The organism is Streptomyces sp. CB02058 (genome assembly GCF_001905505.1).
Classification (GTDB): domain Bacteria; phylum Actinomycetota; class Actinomycetes; order Streptomycetales; family Streptomycetaceae; genus Streptomyces.
In genome coordinates this window covers 817,797-833,848 of sequence record NZ_LIPG01000001.1, presented here as the reverse complement: position 1 = coordinate 833,848, position 16,052 = coordinate 817,797, and the positions used below count along the sequence as shown (strand labels likewise).

The following is a 16,052-nucleotide window of genomic DNA, read 5'->3' as shown; positions in this document are numbered from 1 at the left end:
CCACCTGCGCCCCGCGCCCCGGCGCGCTTGTGCCATGGATCACTCCGAGGCCGATTTAGTTGAACCTTAATCTATTTTTCGGTTACGGTGATCACATCGCTTGACCCCGTATCCGTCCGGAAGGTACCCCCCAGATGTCCCTCGTCCTTGACCCCGCCGCCCAGGACCTCCTCTTCCGCGAGGCCCGCACCGCGAACACGTTCACCGACGAGCCGGTGACCGACGAGCAGGTCCAGGCGATCTACGACCTGGTCAAGTACGGCCCCACCGCCTTCAACCAGTCGCCGCTGCGCGTCGTCCTGGTCCGCTCCCCCGAGGCCCGTGAGCGCCTGGTCGCGCACATGGCCGAGGGCAACCGCCCGAAGACCTCGACCGCCCCGCTGGTCGCGCTCCTCGTCGCGGACCACGAGTTCCACGAGGAGCTCCCGGCGCTCATGCCGCACTTCCCGCAGGCCAAGGACGCCTTCTTCTCCGAGCGCCCGGTCCGCGAGCAGTCCGCCGCACTGAACGCCGCGCTCCAGGCCGCCTACTTCATCATCGGCGTCCGCGCCGCCGGCCTGGCCGCGGGCCCGATGACCGGCTACGACGCCGCCGGCATCGAGAAGGAGTTCCTGGACGGCGACCACAAGCTGCTCATGGCCGTCAACATCGGCAAGCCGGGCGAGGACGCCTGGTTCCCGCGCCTGCCGCGCCTCTCCTACGACGAGGTCGTCACCACCGTCTGATCCGCACGCCGAACGACAGGAAGGCCCGCGGCGCCGAGCGCCGCGGGCCTTCCCGCTGTCGTCGTGAGGCCCTCAGGAGGCCGTCTTCAGCGCGGCGGCCATCTCCGCCAGCCGCTCCGTCGGGGCCGAGCCCGTGACCACCGTGGTGACACCCTCGGCGTGCAGCACGAGGGCGTCGTACTTCGGGCCCTCCCAGCGCTCCCACTCCTGGCCCGCCACCTCATGGGTGCGGCCGGTGTTCTTGGCGTTCCGGCTGACCTCAGGGACGTACTTCTTCGCCGGGTTCGTGGACTGTTCCACCGCGACGTACCTGCCGTCGGGGTCGAGGAAGCCCAGGTGCCAGCCGGCGCCCGACTGGCCCTCGTACGACACGGAGGTCGGCTTCCAGTCCTTCGACAGTCCGGCCGGGGCCGCCACCGGATACGGGGCGGCGCGACGGGCCGTCGCGAGCTCGACCCTGTAGTCGACCGCCTTGATGGGGTCGAGCTTGTCGTCGTGCGGAATGAAGAGGTAGACGACGCCCGCCACTGCGGTGATCACGAGCATCGACAGGAACATGTCCCGGACGGTCTGCTTGCCTCGCATGCTTGCCACGGACTCAATGGTGGCATGAGCCTCCGAGCGCCCCGCCAGCGGGCATCCGCTCATTCGTGACCCGGTCTGCTCATTTTATCGACCTACCGATAGAGTCACAGCACCCTCTTTTCCGGTCGTCGTCGTACAGAAAGGTGCGCTCCGATGTCCGAGCATCATCTGCCGTCCCAGCTCGAGGTCTCTCCGGAGGCCCCCGACCGCAACCTGGCCCTGGAGCTGGTCCGGGTGACCGAGGCCGCCGCCATGGCCGCCGGGCGCTGGGTCGGCCGCGGCGACAAGATCGGCGCCGACGGTGCCGCCGTGAAAGCCATGCGCACGCTCGTCTCCACGGTGTCGATGAACGGCGTCGTCGTCATCGGTGAGGGCGAGAAGGACGAAGCCCCCATGCTGTTCAACGGCGAGCGCGTCGGCGACGGGACCGGGGCCGAGGTCGACATCGCCGTCGACCCGATCGACGGCACCACGCTCAACGCCAAGGGCATGCCGAACGCGATCGCCGTGCTGGCCGCCGCCGACCGCGGGGCGATGTTCGACCCGTCCGCGGTCTTCTACATGGACAAGCTGGTGACGGGGCCCGAGGCGGCGGACTTCGTCGACATCAACGCACCCGTGGCGGTGAACATCCGGCGCGTCGCGCGGGCGAAGAACTCCACGCCCGAGGACGTCACCGTCGTCGTGCTGGACCGCCCCCGCCACGACGGCATCGTCAAGGAGATCCGGGAGACGGGCGCCCGGATCAAGTTCATCTCCGACGGCGATGTGGCCGGTTCGATCATGGCGGCCCGTGAGGGCACCGGCGTCGACCTGCTGATGGGCATCGGCGGCACTCCCGAGGGCATCATCTCGGCGTGCGCCATAAAGTGCCTCGGCGGTGTCATCCAGGGCAAGCTCTGGCCCAAGGACGAGGCCGAGCGGCAGAAGGCGCTGGACGCGGGGCACGACCTGGACCGGGTGCTGTCCACCGACGACCTGGTCAGCGGCGACAACGTGTTCTTCGTGGCGACGGGGATCACCGACGGTGAGCTGATGCGCGGTGTGCGGTACCGCGCCGAGACGGCGACCACCGAGTCGATCGTGATGCGCTCCAAGTCCGGCACGATCCGGACGATCTCCTCGACCCACCGGCTGTCGAAGCTGCGCGCCTACAGCGCCATCGACTTCGACCGCGCCAAGTAGTACCGGCCTCATGACCGCGTGACTGTGGGGGCCGCCCGGGCAGGGCGGCCCCCACCGCCATGTCCCCACCAAGCCGCGGCCGTCACCACTCGCGCGCTCAAGCCTCCAGGGCGAGAGCGGAGTCCATGGACGACCAGGACCGGCGCAGAAGCGCCGGCAGTTCGCCCGGTACGCAGTCGGGCAGCCACTCGTCCAGCGTGCAGCGCCAGGCGGCCACGAAGAACTCGATGAGGAGCCGTAGTTCGAGACGGTTCACCGCGCCGAGCCGGTGCGCGATCTCGGCCTGGACCTCGGCACAGTGCCGCAGGGAGTACCCGTCGAGTGCGGGCGAGTCGGCGATCAGCCGGAGGGTGAGCGGGAAGCGCCGGTACCAGTCCTCGTCCATGCGTTCCAGCGTGGTCAGCATCGCGTCGAGAAAGACGTCGGCCAGCCGCCCGGACCTCTCCATGCCGTCCAGCACGTCCAGGTAGACGTCCCAGAGCTGCCTGACCGCGGTGTGCGCCACTTCCTCCTTCGACCGGAAATTGCGGAAGAAGGTCCGCCTGGACACCTCCACCTGCTCCAGCAGCGCGTCCAACGGGGTGCTGTCGAATCCACGTTCACCGAAGAGCGTGACGGCGGTGTCGGCCAACTCGTGGCGCGTGCGCAGCTTCTTGCGTTCGCGCAGCGTGGCGGGCTGTTCAGGGCTGATCACCGGATCCACTCTACCAAGCACGCCGGAAGCGCGCATATGCTCTACTGAGGCAAGTGCCACAGTGTGGCACTTTTACTCCGCCTCGCGAAGGGGACCTCCTGTGCGCGCACTCGTCGTCGACCACACCTCGCCCGGACATCTGTCACTGACGGATGTCCCCGACCCGCGGCCCGCACCCCACGAGGCGCTCGTGCGGGTCGAGGCGGTGTCACTGAACTTCGGCGAGGTCCATACCGCGACCGGCCCGGAGTTGCCGGACGGCACCGTGCCCGGCTGGGACGCGGCCGGCGTGGTCGTACGGGCGGCCGCCGACGGCTCGGGCCCGGCAGAGGGAGAGAGGGTCGTCACCCTCGGCGAGGCCGGCTGGGCCGAACTGCGCGCCACGCCCGCCACCCTGCTCGGCACCGCGCCGAAGGACGCCGACCCCGGAGCCCTGAGCACCGCACCCGTGGCCGGGCTGAGCGCACTGCACGTGCTGCGCCGGATGGGGCCGCTGCTCGGCCGACGCGTGATGATCACCGGCGCTTCCGGCGGCGTGGGCCGTTACGCCGTCCAACTGGCCGCCCGCGCGGGCGCGGACGTCGTCGCCATCAGCCGGAACCCGGCACAGGCGGACGGCCTGCGGGCCCTGGGCGCCCACGAGGTGCACCCCGAACCGGCCGCCGTGCGGCAGCCGGTGTCGGCCGTCCTGGACAACGTCGGCGGACAGCACCTCGTCGACGCCTTCGCCTCCCTGTCGGCAGGCGGCACCCTGTTCAGCGTGGGCCGCTCCGCCGAGAGCGACGTGGTGCTGCCACCGGATGCCCTGCTGGGCAACGAAGGACGTCACGACAGGTCGATCCGGACATTCTTCCTCCTCGGCGACTCCACCACCGTCTTCTCCGCGGACCTGACCTGGCTGGCCGGAGAACTGGCGGCGGGCCGCCTCGATCCGGGCATCAGCTGGCGCGGCCCCTGGACTCGCCACTCCGAGGCCGTACAGCTGCTGCTCGACCGACGACTCCACGGCAAAGCCGTCCTCGAAATCGGGTGACGGACGGCAGGCGAAGAGCGGTGGTCAGCCGGCCGCGGCTATGCGCTCCGCCGGGGCCGCCGCCTTGAGCTCCATGTCGCGCCTGCGGCGCCGGGCGAGCACCACGCGGCGTTCGGCGGCGGTCAGACCGCCCCACACGCCGTAGGGCTCGGGCTGGACGAGCGCGTGCTCCCGGCACTCCACCATCACCGGGCACCTCGCACAGACCTGCTTCGCCGACTCTTCGCGGGACAGCCGGGCAGCAGTCGGCTCCTTCGACGGGGCGAAGAACAGCCCGGCTTCGTCCCGGCGGCACACCGCCTCCGAGTGCCAGGGCCCCGCCTGGTCCTCCCGCACGGGGGTGCGCTGGGACGGAACGGCGGCGACCTGCAGGGGCTGATGCGGCGAATGCAGCACGGTCCACTCCTGACGACGGCTTGGGCTTCGTGAGCGCGAGGCGATGCAGCTCTCCCTACCCGCTGTACGCACGCCTATGCACTGAGTGGCGCCGCTGCGGGGCCACCACAAGGCCGCCGAATCACCATCTGGCCGGAATTCGATGACCGCCGGCCGGCCGCCGTCAGTGGCCGAGATGCTTGCGCAACTGCTTCTGGAGATTGGCAACGAGCCTGCCACGCTTGGGTTTTGCCTCGACGCTGCCGAGGATCGAATAACCGTTCACGAAGACGACGGGTGCTTCCGGGTCTGCGGATTCCAGTGTGTCGACCTCGAAATTGCCGAAAATGCCCGTCCCGCTGCCGCGCAGCGAGATGTTCTCGGGCACCTTGATGTCGACGCTGCCGAAGATGGACGTCGCGTTGATGACCGTCAGCCGCTGACCGAACAGCGCCTCGGTCAGGTCGATCTCGACGCTGCCGAAGAGCGCGAACGCGTTCGTACGGCCGGCGACCCGCCAGCGGCCCTTGCGGGTGGAGCCGCTGAAGACGGCGATCAGGTTCTCGGCCGGACCGGCGGGCACGTCGGCCCCGCTCATCGGGTGCGCGGCGGGCTGCTGGGCGGCACCGCCCTGCACCGGCAGGTCTTGCACCAGGGGCTCCAGCTCGCCGACGGTCTTGGCGCGGTAGACCAGGTCGACCCGCTCGGCATGCTCGTCGGCGGTCAGCCGGCCCTCGGCCACGGCGTCGCGCAGGATGTCCGCGATCCGGTCGCGGTCCGCGTCGGACGCCCGGATTCCGGCCGGCGCGGGTCCGGTGGGAGCGACGGGCTGCTGAGGCTGCTTCTCGAGGTCCACCGGACCAGCGTACCCAAACGCGATAGATCGCGACCAGTACCCGGGCGGGCCCGCCTGGATCCGTGACGGAGGGATCGAGCCATTCCGGGTGAGCCTTACCTCACAGGTTCGGCCCGTCCATCGCGTTCTACCCTGGTTGCTGCGCTGCCCAAGGGTGGACAGCCGCTGTCGCCGAGTGAGGAATGGCCGTAATGCCAGAGTTTGCGTACTCCGATCTGCTCCCCCTGGGAGAGGACACCACGCCGTACCGGCTGGTGACCGCCGAGGGCGTCTCGACCTTCGAGGCCGACGGCCGTACGTTCCTCAAGGTGGCTCCGGAGGCCCTGCGCACCCTCGCGGCCGAGGCCATGCACGACATCTCGCACTATCTGCGGCCCGCCCACCTGGCGCAGCTGCGCCGCATCGTGGACGACCCGGAGGCCTCGTCCAACGACAAGTTCGTCGCGCTGGACCTGCTGAAGAACGCGAACATCGCCGCCGCGGGCGTCCTTCCGATGTGCCAGGACACCGGTACGGCGATCGTCATGGGCAAGCGCGGGCAGAACGTCCTCACCGAGGGCGGTGACGAGGAGGCCCTCTCGCGCGGCATCTTCGACGCGTACACCAAGCTCAATCTGCGCTATTCGCAGATGGCCCCGCTGAATATGTGGGACGAGAAGAACACCGGCTCGAACCTCCCGGCGCAGATCGAGCTCTACGCGACCGACGGCGGCGCGTACAAGTTCCTCTTCATGGCGAAGGGCGGCGGCTCGGCCAACAAGTCGTTCCTCTTCCAGGAGACGAAGGCCGTCCTCAACGAGACCTCCATGATGAAGTTCCTGGAGGAGAAGATCCGTTCGCTGGGTACGGCGGCCTGCCCGCCGTACCACCTGGCGATCGTGGTCGGCGGCACGTCGGCGGAGTTCGCACTGAAGACCGCGAAGTACGCCTCCGCGCACTACCTGGACGAGCTGCCCGCCGAGGGCTCCCCGACCGGCCACGGCTTCCGGGACAAGGAGCTGGAGGAGAAGGTCTTCGAGCTGACGCAGAGGATCGGCATCGGCGCCCAGTTCGGCGGCAAGTACTTCTGCCACGACGTGCGCGTGGTGCGTCTCCCCCGGCACGGTGCCTCGCTACCCGTCGCGATCGCCGTGTCGTGCTCGGCCGACCGCCAGGCCACCGCGAAGATCACCGCCGAGGGCGTCTTCCTGGAGCAGCTGGAGAAGGACCCGGCGCGCTTCCTGCCCGACACCACGGACGAGCACCTCGACGAGGCCGGTGACGTCGTACGCATCGACCTCAACCGCCCGATGGACGACATCCTCGCCGAGCTGACCAAGTACCCGGTCAAGACCCGGCTCTCGCTGACCGGCCCGCTGGTCGTGGCGCGCGACATCGCGCACGCCAAGATCAAGGAGCGGCTCGACGCGGGCGAGGAGATGCCGCAGTACCTCAAGGACCACCCGGTGTACTACGCGGGCCCGGCGAAGACCCCCGAGGGCTACGCCTCCGGCTCCTTCGGCCCGACGACGGCCGGCCGCATGGACAGCTACGTCGCGCAGTTCCAGGCGGCGGGCGGCTCCAAGGTGATGCTCGCCAAGGGCAACCGGTCCAAGCAGGTCACGGACGCGTGCGACGCGCACGGCGGCTTCTACCTCGGCTCGATCGGCGGCCCCGCCGCGCGCCTCGCGCAGGACTGCATCAAGAAGGTCGAGGTCGTCGAGTACGAGGAGCTCGGCATGGAGGCGGTCTGGAGGATCGAGGTCGAGGACTTCCCTGCGTTCGTCGTCGTCGACGACAAGGGCAACGACTTCTTCACCGAGCCCGCCCCGGCGCCTACCTTCACCAGCATCCCGGTGCGCGGTCCCGGCCTCGGCTGACCGTCCCCGGCAGTGATCCCAGGGGTGCCCGGCCGCCGGCCGGGCACCCCTGGGGCGTTTCCGCCGCGTCCGACGGGCCGGGGGCCTCCGCCCGGGTACGTTCCGGTACGGACGGCGCCGGGGGAATACGCGGAACACCCCGCGTGCTCATCTGCATCAGGAGGTTGGAACACATGGACGGATCGGCCGAGGAAGCGACGTATCGCGTCGAGCACGACTCGATGGGCGAGGTGAAGGTCCCCGCGCACGCCAAGTGGCGGGCGCAGACGCAGCGGGCCGTGGAGAACTTCCCCATCTCCGGGCAGCGGCTGGAGCGGGCGCACATCGAGGCCCTGGCCCGGATCAAGGCGGCCGCCGCCAAGGTCAACGCCGAACTGAAGGTGCTGGACCCGGACATCGCGGAGGCCGTCCAGGAGGCGGCGGCCGAGGTGGCCGCGGGGCGCTGGGACGAGCACTTCCCCGTCGACGTGTTCCAGACGGGCTCCGGCACGTCCTCCAACATGAACACCAACGAGGTGCTGGCCACGCTCGCCACCGAGCGGCTGGGGCGCGAGGTCCACCCCAACGACCACGTCAACGCCTCGCAGTCCTCGAACGACGTGTTCCCCTCGTCCATCCACATCGCCGCGACCGCGGCCGTCACCGCGGACCTGATCCCGGCGCTGGACCATCTGGCTGCCGCCCTGGAGCGGAAATCGGCCGAATTCGCGGACGTCGTGAAGTCGGGCCGTACGCATCTGATGGACGCCACGCCCGTCACCCTGGGCCAGGAGTTCGGCGGTTACGCGGCTCAGATCCGGCACGGCGTCGAGCGGCTGCGCTCCTCGCTCCCCCGGCTCGCCGAACTCCCGCTGGGCGGTACGGCGGTGGGCACCGGCATCAACACGCCGCCCGGCTTCTCGGCCGCCGTGATCGCCGAGGTCGCCCGCACCACGGGCCTTCCGCTCACCGAGGCCCGCGACCACTTCGAGGCGCAGGGGGCCAGGGACGGGCTCGTGGAGGCGTCCGGGCAGCTCCGTACCGTCGCCGTCTCCCTCACCAAGATCTCCAACGACCTGCGCTGGATGGCCTCGGGCCCGCGCACCGGGCTCGCCGAGATCGCTCTGCCCGACCTCCAGCCCGGCTCGTCGATCATGCCGGGCAAGGTCAACCCGGTCATCCCCGAGGCCGTGCTGATGGTCGCCGCCCAGGTGACGGGCAACGACGCCACGGTCGCCGCGGCGGGGGCCGCGGGCAACTTCGAGCTCAACGTGATGCTTCCGGTGATCGCGAAGAACCTGCTGGAGTCGGTGCGGCTGCTCGCCAACGCCTCCCGGCTGCTGGCCGACCGCACGGTCGACGGCATCACGGCCGACGTGGAGCGCGCCCGGCGGTACGCGGAGTCCTCGCCCTCGGTCGTGACCCCGCTGAACAAGTACATCGGTTACGAGGAGGCGGCGAAGGTCGCCAAGAAGTCCCTGGCCGACGGCACGACCATCCGGGAGACCGTGCTGGCCGGAGGGTACGTCGAGCGCGGCGACCTGACCCGGGAACAGCTCGACGAGGCCCTGGACGTGTTGCGTATGACCCGGCCCTGACCTTTTACGCCGCGTGACGTCGGGGTCGTCCCTAAGATCTCTTCATGACAGCGACGGAAGCGGGTACGGGAGCAGGCACCGGGGCGGGTGCGGGGGACGGCGGGCGCTGGGCACCGGGAGACCGGATCCTGTGGCGTTACCGGGCCAACGGCGGGCCCGGGGGTGACGGTGGCGGCGGGGTGCACATCTGCCGGCCCGTCACCGTCGTCCAGGACACCGACGAGCTGCTGGCCGTCTGGATGGCGTCCGGCACCGAGTGCGTGAGACCCGTCCTCGCCGACGGCACGCAGGTGCACGCCGAGCCGCTGGCCACCCGCTACACGCGCCCGCGCACGACGGTGCGCTCGCGGTGGTTCGGCTCCGGCGTGCTCAAGCTCGCCCGGCCGGGTGAACCCTGGTCGGTCTGGCTCTTCTGGGACCGCGGCTGGCTCTTCCGCAACTGGTACGTCAACCTCGAGGAGCCCCGCTCACGCTGGTCCGGAGGGGTGGATTCCCAGGACCATTTCCTCGACATCTCCGTGCGCCCCGACCACAGCTGGGAGTGGCTGGACGAGGACGAGTTCGCCCAGGCCCAGCGGGTCGGACTGATGGACGCGGCCACCGCCGCACGGGTGCGCGAGGCCGGTCTGGCGGCCGTCGACGTGATCCAGCGCTGGGGGAAGCCGTTCAGCGACGGCTGGGAGCACTGGCGGCCCGACCCCCGGTGGCAGGTGCCCCCGCTGCCGGATGACTGGGACCGCACCCCCGCCCCCGCGCCGTCGTGAGACCCTTGATGCACCCCAGGGGGGCAAACGTAGGATCGCCCTCCATGAATTGCTGCGCCGGACACTCCACCGGACCGCTTCACCGCAACCGGCGTGATCGGCCAGGGAACTGACCACCAGTCACCACACGTATCGCATGAGTCACACCGGTCACGAAGCCGGGTGGACACGCGGTCGGACGAACCACTACGAGGGGGTGGAGACGTGCTCGCCTTCCGCTGCCCCGTCGCCGGGAGACGCCGCGCCGGACCTCCGGGCGGCCGTTCGGTTTCGGCCCCTTTTCCGAGGGCATCCGGTGACAGCCGTTGTTCTCATCGCTCTTGCCGGGGCACAGTGGCGCCCCACAAGGTGAATGCCTCATACAACCGGCCCGGACGGACGGAACCCCACGCGTGACGGAGCATCCCACCTCCCACGAAGGCCGGCAGCCTCTCGCTGCGCGGCCGCAGGAACGCGCCCGGCCCCGGCAGCAGGAGGCCCCGCCGGGCGCCGCTGCCACCGCCGCGATCCCCGGCCCCTCCCGGGTACCCGGCACGGCCGGCAACGCGGCGAACCCGGTCCCGAACAGCGCGCCCGTGCCCGGCACGGACCCCGCCGCACCCGGAACCGACCCCCAGACGGTCAGCCGCCGCGAGGGGGACCGGCTGCGGTTCGTGGGCGCCGCGACGCGCCGGATCGCCCGGGGCATAGACCTGGACGAGATCGTGCTGGGCCTGTGCAGGGCGAGCGTGCCCACATTCTCCGACGCCATACTCGTCTACCTCCGCGATCCGCTCCCGGTGGGCGACGAGCGGCCCGTCAGCCCCTTCGTGCTGCGGCTGCGGCGTACCGACAGGCTGCGGCTGGCCGACGAGGAGAGCGAGAGCGGGCCGGAGGGCGAGCGGCTGCGGCTGCCCGTCACCGATGCCCAGGCGGGGCTGCTGCCCGCCGCCGACCTCTGCGAGATCCGGGCGGGCGGCGCGCTGGCCGAGGTGCTGCGCGGGGTGCGGCCGGTCTTCGGGGACTCCGCCGCGGCCCGTGTCGCCCTGCCCGAGCTGCTGGGGGCGGGCCATGCCGTGCCCACCGGGCACCGCGCGATCCTGGCCCCGCTGCGCGGCAGGCGCCGGGTGATCGGTGCCGCCGTCTTCCTGCGCGGCACGGAGCGCCCTCCGTTCGAGGCCAACGACCTCCTGGTCGCGGCCCAGCTGGCCACGCACACCGCGCTCGGCATCGACAAGGCCGTGCTGTACGGCCGCGAGGCGTACATCGCCGACGAGCTGCAGCGCACGATGCTGCCGGATTCACTGCCCCAGCCCACCGGCGTGCGCCTGGCTTCGCGCTATCTCCCGGCGGCCGAGACGGCCCGGGTCGGCGGGGACTGGTACGACGCGATCCCGCTGCCCGGCAGCAGGGTCGCCCTGGTCGTCGGTGACGTGATGGGCCACTCCATGACGTCCGCGGCGATCATGGGCCAGCTGCGCACCACCGCCCAGACCCTCGCGGGCCTGGACCTGCCCCCGCAGGAGGTCCTGCACCATCTGGACGAGCAGGCGCAGCGGCTCGGCAGCGACCGCATGGCGACCTGCCTGTACGCGGTGTACGACCCGGTCGCACACCGGATCACCATCGCCAACGCGGGCCATCCGCCGCCCGTGCTGCTGCACCTGGGCGGCCGTGCCGAGGTGCTGCGGGTGCCGCCCGGGGCGCCGATCGGGGTGGGCGGGGTCGACTTCGAGGCCGTCGAGCTGGACGCGCCGGCCGGGGCCACGCTGCTCCTCTACACGGACGGCCTGGTGGAGTCCCGGATGCGCGACGTCTGGACGGGCATCGAGATCCTGCGGGAGCGGCTCGCGGCCACCGCGCAGCTGACCGGGCCCGATCATTCGCCGCCGCTGGAAGCGCTCTGCGACGACGTACTGGACATGCTCGGCCCGGGCGACCGGGACGACGACATCGCGCTGCTGGCCGCCCGCTTCGACGGGATCGCGCCCAGCGATGTCGCGTACTGGTATCTGGAGCCGGAGGACGTGGCGCCGGGCCGGGCCCGCAGGCTGGCTCGCAGGGCGCTCGGCCGGTGGGGTCTGGACGACCTCTCGGACGAGGTGGAACTGCTGGTCAGCGAGGTGGTGACCAACGCCGTGCGGTACGCGGAGCGCCCGGTGACGCTGCGGCTGCTGCGTACGGACATCCTGCGCTGCGAGGTCGGGGACGACTCCCCGCAGCTGCCCAGGCAGCGGCGGGCGCGGGAGACCGACGAGGGCGGGCGTGGGCTGTTCCTGGTGAACCGGCTGGCCAGGCGGTGGGGGGCGACGCGGCTCTCCACGGGCAAGGTGGTCTGGTTCGAGATGGCCACGCCGTAGCGGCGCACGGTTCGGGGGCCCACGTCCGGGGCGCCCCCACCGTGGGCGGCCGCGCCGTGGACGCCCACCCGCCTAGGTACGTCCGCCCGGGGGTGCCCGCACCCCTGGGCGATTCGTCCTGTCCTCGGTGGATTCACGTGTTGCCGACATCCCGTCGGCGGAGTTGACTTCAGTCGTGAACGAAGCGACCTGACCGATACCCCCCACTCCGACGGGAGGACGCTCGTGACCGAGGAAGCCCAGAAGGTTCCGTACACCACGAACAACGCCGGGATCCCGGTGGAGAGCGACGAACACTCGCTCACCGTGGGATCGGACGGCCCGGTACTGCTCCAGGACCACTACCTGATCGAGAAGATGGCCCAGTTCAACCGTGAACGGGTCCCCGAGCGGGTGGTCCACGCCAAGGGCTCCGGCGCCTACGGCACCTTCCACGTGACGAACGATGTCAGCCAGTTCACCAAGGCGGACCTCTTCCAGCCGGGCAAGCGCACCGAGATGCTGGCCCGCTTCTCCACGGTCGCCGGTGAGCAGGGTTCGCCCGACACCTGGCGCGACCCCCGTGGATTCGCACTGAAGTTCTACACCGAGCAGGGCAACTACGACATGGTCGGCAACAACACGCCGGTCTTCTTCGTACGCGACCCGATGAAGTTCCAGGACTTCATCCGCTCCCAGAAGCGCCGCCCCGACAACGGCGTGCGCGACCACAACATGCAGTGGGACTTCTGGACCCTGTCCCCGGAGTCCGCCCACCAGGTCACCTGGCTGATGGGCGACCGGGGCATCCCGAAGACCTACCGCCACATGAACGGCTACAGCTCGCACACCTACATGTGGGTGAACGCGGGCGGTGAGCGGTTCTGGGTGAAGTACCACTTCAAGACCGACCAGGGCATCGACTTCTACACGCAGGACGAGGCCGACGCGATGGCCGGGATCGACGGCGACGTCCACCGCCGCGATCTGTTCGAGTCGATCGAGCGGCGTGAGTTCCCGAGCTGGACCCTGAAGGTCCAGATCATGCCGTTCGATGACGCGCCGGACTACCGGTTCAACCCGTTCGACCTGACCAAGGTGTGGCCGCAGGGCGACTACCCGCTGATCGAGGTCGGCCGGATGACGCTCGACAAGAACCCCGAGGACTTCTTCGTCCACATCGAGCAGGCCTCGTTCGAGCCGTCGAACATGGTGCCCGGCATCGGTCCGTCGCCCGACAAGATGCTGCTCGGCCGGCTCTTCTCGTACCCGGACACCCACCGGTACAGGATCGGGCCGAACTACCAGCAGCTGCCCCCGAACCGGCCGCGCTCGGCCGTGCACTCGTACGCGAAGGACGGACCCATGCGGTACGAGCCGTCGCGCACGGGCGCCGTCTACGCGCCGAACTCGTACGGCGGCCCCGCGGCGGACACCGAGCGCTACGGCGACCCGGCGGGCTGGGCCACGGCGGGCGAGATGGTCCACGAGGCGTACAAGCTGCGCAGCGCGGACGACGATTGGGGCCAGCCCGGCACGCTGGTGCGCGAGGTCATGGACGACGCGGCGCGGGAGCGGCTCGTCGCCAACATCTCCGGCCATCTGCTGGACGGGGTGAGCAAGCCGGTCCTGGAGCGCGCCCTGCAGTACTGGCGCAACGTGGACAAGGGCGTCGGCGACCGTGTCGCGAAGAAGGTCAACGGCGGCTGACGCCGGACGCGCGTGAGGGGCGGGTGCCGGCCGGCACCCGCCCCTCACGTGTCGTGTCGCTACTGCCCGAACAGGCCCTCGGCGCCCGGCCGCTCGCCCGGCGGCTGGTCCCCGTCGTCGGGGTCCTTGGTCGTGCTGGGCACCCCGCTCGGCGTCGTGGAGGGGGTCTCGGTCGGCGTCTCCACCGGCGGCGACTCCTCACCGGGCGTCTCGCTCGGCGTCGCGGAGGGGGACTCCGGCTCCTCGGACGGGGTCTCGGACGGTTCGGCCGTCTCGGTCGGCTCGGCCGAGGGCGTCTCGGTCACGGCCGTCTCACCGCGCTCGACGCCTTCCAGGTCGAAGGTGGCGTCCGAGCCGCCGCCGAGTGCGCCGAGCGTGTAGTCCGCCCAGATCCTCGCGGGGAATCCGCCACCGTTGGCGCGGCCCGAGTTCGCCGTGCCGGTCAGGCTGACCTGGCCGCCGCCCTCCTTGGTGGACTCGCCGAACAGGGCCACCGCCGTGGCCAGCTCCGGGGTGTAGCCGGTGAACCAGGCCGCCTTGTTGTTCTCCGAGGTGCCCGTCTTGCCCGCCGCGTCGTAGGCGGGGGTGTTGGCCTCGCGGCCGGAACCGATGTCGACGACCTCGGTCAGGGCCTTCGTCACGGTGTCGGCGGACGCCCTGCTGATCACCTGACCGCCCACTCCGTCGACCGGCTCCATGGTGCGGTCACGGTTCGAGGCGGACTTCACGATGGTCGGGGTGACCTTCTTGCCGTGGTTGTCGAGGGTGGCGTAGACCCCCGCCATGTCCCAGGTCGACGCGTTCATGGTGCCGAGCGTGATCGCCGGCCGCTCGGGGAAGTTCTTGTCGGGCACACCGAGGGCGAGCGCGGTCTTCTTCACGGCGCTCGGGGTGACGTCGACGACCATCTGCGCGAAGACGGAGTTGATCGACTTGTCCATGGCCCGCTGGACGGTCGGGCTGTCGTAGCTGACGTCGTCCTCGTTCTCCGGGGCGAACGGGGTGTCGCTGCCGACGACCGGGCGCTTGCTCGTGCCGTCGTAGACCGTGTTCAGGCCGATCAGGTCGCCGTTCTGGGTGGTCGAGCCGTTCTCCAGCGCGGAGGCGAGCACCAGCGGCTTGAAGGTGGAGGCCGGCTGGTAGTCCTGGCGGGTGGCGTTGTTGTACCAGTGCTCGGTGGCGCCGACGCCGCCGTACATCGCGACGACCTTGCCGGTCTTCGGGTCCACGGAGGTGGCGCCGGCCTGGACGGTCGCGTCGACCTTGTTCTTCTCGCGGTCGAGCTGGCTCTCCAGCTCCCTGTCGACCGACTTCTCGAGCTGCTTCTGCTTCTTCTTGTCGATGTTGAGGGTGATCGTCCAGCCGCCGGCCTCCCGCATCTCCTCGGTGATGCCCTGCCGCTCCATCTCCTGGTTCGCGGCCTCGACGAGGTAGCCGGTCTGGCCCTCCATGCCGGGGGCGGCCTTGGGGGCGTTCGGGACGGGGAACTCCATCTTGTCCCGCTCCGCCCGGTCGAGCCAGCCCTCGTCGACCATGTTGTTCAGGGTGTAGGCCCAGCGCTCCTTGACCAGCTTCTTGCCGGTCGGGGAGGCGACCGCCCAGTCGTACTGGCTGGGGGCCTGGAGGAGGGCCGCCAGATAGGCGCCCTGGGAGGTGTCGAGATCCTTGGCGTCGACGCCGTAGTACGCCTGGGCCGCCGCCTGGATGCCGCTCGCGCCGCGCCCGTAGTACACCGTGTTGAGGTACCCGGCGAGGATGTCGTCCTTCTCCATGCGCTGGTCGACCTTGAGCGAGATCACCAGCTCCTTGAGCTTGCGGGTGACCGTCTGGTCCTGCGTGAGGTAGTAGTTCTTCACGTACTGCTGGGTGATCGTGGAGCCACCCTGCTTGCCCTTGCCGGACAGCGTGTTGAGCAGGCCGCGGGCGGTGCCCTTGAGATCGACGCCCTGGTCCCGGTAGAAGGACTTGTTCTCGGCGGCGACGAAGGCGTGCTGGACGCTCTTCGGTACGACGCCGAGGTCGACTATCTCCCGGTTGACCTCCGAGTTGCTGCGGGCCAGGAGCGTGCCGTCGCTGTACTTGTAGACGTTGCTCTGCTTCTCGGCCTGGGCGTTGGCCTCGGGCACGTCCACGTACACGTAGAGCGCCGCGAAGGCGCCCATGCCGAGCAGGCAGAGTCCGAAGAAGGTGCCCAGGATCTTCCGCCAGGTGAAGAGCCCGCGTATGCCGCCGCTCCTGGCGGCCCGGCGCGCTCCCCGCCCCTGGGCTCGTCGCGCATCCGCTCGACCCATCGCTGTGGTGCTCCCGTTCTTCCGCTCGTACCGCTCCGGTCAGACCTGCCAGCTAACACTGAAAGCCCGGACAAATGGCA

13 protein-coding genes are annotated in these 16,052 nt (G+C 70.4%); 8 read left to right on the top strand and 5 right to left on the bottom strand.

Going from position 1 to position 16,052, the window contains the following annotated elements; all coding sequences use genetic code 11:
* Window positions 1–134: 134 nt before the first annotated feature.
* On the top strand, window positions 135–725 hold the full coding sequence (locus AMK10_RS03995; protein WP_073744767.1) for a malonic semialdehyde reductase: 591 nt from the start codon (window positions 135–137) through the stop codon (window positions 723–725).
* A 72-nt stretch (window positions 726–797) separates the two neighbouring features.
* Here AMK10_RS03995 and AMK10_RS03990 read toward each other — a convergent pair whose 3' ends face one another.
* Window positions 798–1,319: a DUF4245 domain-containing protein gene (locus AMK10_RS03990; RefSeq protein WP_073746038.1), complete on the bottom strand. Its 522-nt coding sequence runs from the start codon at window positions 1,317–1,319 to the stop codon at window positions 798–800.
* A gap of 144 nt (window positions 1,320–1,463) precedes the next feature.
* On the opposite strand from AMK10_RS03990, the gene glpX reads away from it, so the two are divergent.
* On the top strand, window positions 1,464–2,495 hold the full coding sequence (gene glpX / locus AMK10_RS03985) for a class II fructose-bisphosphatase (RefSeq protein ID WP_073744765.1): 1,032 nt from the start codon (window positions 1,464–1,466) through the stop codon (window positions 2,493–2,495).
* Between the two features lie 97 nt (window positions 2,496–2,592).
* On the opposite strand, the gene AMK10_RS03980 is transcribed toward glpX, so the two are convergent.
* Window positions 2,593–3,189 carry a TetR/AcrR family transcriptional regulator gene (locus tag AMK10_RS03980; RefSeq protein WP_073744763.1) on the bottom strand — a complete coding sequence of 199 codons (597 nt, stop codon included), beginning with the start codon at window positions 3,187–3,189 and terminating at the stop codon, window positions 2,593–2,595.
* A gap of 100 nt (window positions 3,190–3,289) precedes the next feature.
* On the opposite strand from AMK10_RS03980, the gene AMK10_RS03975 reads away from it, so the two are divergent.
* Window positions 3,290–4,222 (top strand): zinc-binding dehydrogenase, encoded by a 933-nt coding sequence (locus AMK10_RS03975; protein WP_073744761.1) that lies wholly within the window; start codon window positions 3,290–3,292, stop codon window positions 4,220–4,222.
* 24 nt (window positions 4,223–4,246) lie between these two features.
* Here the strand turns inward: AMK10_RS03975 and AMK10_RS03970 are convergent, their stop codons facing one another.
* Both AMK10_RS03970 and AMK10_RS03965 read right to left on the bottom strand, forming a co-directional pair.
* Window positions 4,247–4,618 carry a WhiB family transcriptional regulator gene (locus AMK10_RS03970; protein WP_073744759.1) on the bottom strand — a complete coding sequence of 124 codons (372 nt, stop codon included), beginning with the start codon at window positions 4,616–4,618 and terminating at the stop codon, window positions 4,247–4,249.
* Window positions 4,619–4,781: 163 nt separating this feature from the next.
* On the bottom strand, window positions 4,782–5,453 hold the full coding sequence (locus tag AMK10_RS03965; RefSeq protein WP_073744757.1) for a DUF1707 SHOCT-like domain-containing protein: 672 nt from the start codon (window positions 5,451–5,453) through the stop codon (window positions 4,782–4,784).
* A gap of 191 nt (window positions 5,454–5,644) precedes the next feature.
* Between AMK10_RS03965 and AMK10_RS03960 the strand changes: the two genes are divergently transcribed.
* From AMK10_RS03960 to AMK10_RS03940, 5 genes are all read left to right on the top strand, one after another.
* Window positions 5,645–7,312, top strand: coding sequence for a fumarate hydratase (locus AMK10_RS03960; protein ID WP_073744755.1), 1,668 nt, complete (start codon window positions 5,645–5,647; stop codon window positions 7,310–7,312).
* Between the two features lie 173 nt (window positions 7,313–7,485).
* Complete coding sequence (locus AMK10_RS03955; RefSeq protein WP_073744753.1) at window positions 7,486–8,889, top strand: class II fumarate hydratase; 1,404 nt, start codon at window positions 7,486–7,488, stop codon at window positions 8,887–8,889.
* Window positions 8,890–8,933: 44 nt separating this feature from the next.
* Complete coding sequence (gene fomD / locus AMK10_RS03950; protein ID WP_073744751.1) at window positions 8,934–9,653, top strand: cytidylyl-2-hydroxypropylphosphonate hydrolase; 720 nt, start codon at window positions 8,934–8,936, stop codon at window positions 9,651–9,653.
* Window positions 9,654–10,045: 392 nt separating this feature from the next.
* Complete coding sequence (locus AMK10_RS03945; protein ID WP_073744749.1) at window positions 10,046–11,992, top strand: ATP-binding SpoIIE family protein phosphatase; 1,947 nt, start codon at window positions 10,046–10,048, stop codon at window positions 11,990–11,992.
* Window positions 11,993–12,217: 225 nt separating this feature from the next.
* Window positions 12,218–13,681: a catalase gene (locus AMK10_RS03940; RefSeq protein ID WP_073744747.1), complete on the top strand. Its 1,464-nt coding sequence runs from the start codon at window positions 12,218–12,220 to the stop codon at window positions 13,679–13,681.
* A gap of 59 nt (window positions 13,682–13,740) precedes the next feature.
* On the opposite strand, the gene AMK10_RS03935 is transcribed toward AMK10_RS03940, so the two are convergent.
* Window positions 13,741–15,972, bottom strand: a complete 2,232-nt coding sequence (locus AMK10_RS03935; RefSeq protein WP_073744745.1) for a transglycosylase domain-containing protein — start codon at window positions 15,970–15,972, stop codon at window positions 13,741–13,743.
* Window positions 15,973–16,052: the final 80 nt, after the last annotated feature.